Raw genomic sequence first — 779 nt, forward strand, 5'->3', positions numbered from 1 at the left:
CCGGTCTTCACCTGGACGGGCTTCTACGCCGGTTTCAACGCCGGCTACGGCTTCGGCACCGGTAACGACCGCCAGACCCCCACCGTCGTCGTGGTCAACGGCGCCAGCGGCCTGGTCGCCCCCGGCACCTCCGCCGCCCTCGGCTTCAGCAACAACCGCTCCAACACCGACGGCTTCGTCGGCGGCGGCCAGATCGGCTACAACTGGCAGCTGACCCCCGGCTCGGGCGTGGTGTTCGGCGTCGAGGCCGACGCGCAGTACGTCGACTTCGGCCGCGAGCGGAACCGCTTCGCCCTGGCCGGCGCCGGCCTGCTGCCGGGCGTGGGCGTGTTCAACCCGAACGGCCTCTCGAGCCTCGACTACTTCGGCACCGTGCGCGGCCGCCTCGGCTACGCCTTCGACCGCACCCTCGTGTACGCCACCGGCGGCTTCGCCTACGGCTCGGGCGGCGGCCGTGACTTCGGCCTGCCGAACGCCTCGCGTGACGAGTTCCAGACCGGCTACGCCGTCGGCGGCGGCATCGAGTACGCCCTGCCCACCGACTCGTTCCTGAACTTCTTCCGCTCCTCGGCCGTGACGCTGAAGGTGGAAGGTCTCTACGTGAACCTCGACCAGGGCAACCGCAACAACGGCGTGTTCGCCACCACCCCGGCCGGCGGCCTCGTCGGCATCGGCTCCCCGGGCGTCGCCCTCGTCTCCGGCGTCACCAACAGCCGCCGCGACACCGAGTTCGCCGTCGTCCGCGCCGGCGTGAACTACAAGTTCGGCTCGTACTGAGA

Annotated in this window: 1 protein-coding gene; it reads left to right on the top strand. The window is 70.9% G+C overall.

Annotated elements, in window-relative coordinates:
* A partial coding sequence (locus AX737_RS20705) for a porin (RefSeq protein ID WP_066924531.1) occupies nt 1–777 on the top strand: 777 nt, incomplete at its 5' end.
* Between the last annotated feature and the right edge of the window lie 2 nt (nt 778–779).

This window comes from Methylobacterium sp. CCH5-D2 (genome assembly GCF_001556475.1).
Lineage (GTDB): Bacteria > Pseudomonadota > Alphaproteobacteria > Rhizobiales > Beijerinckiaceae > Methylobacterium > Methylobacterium hispanicum.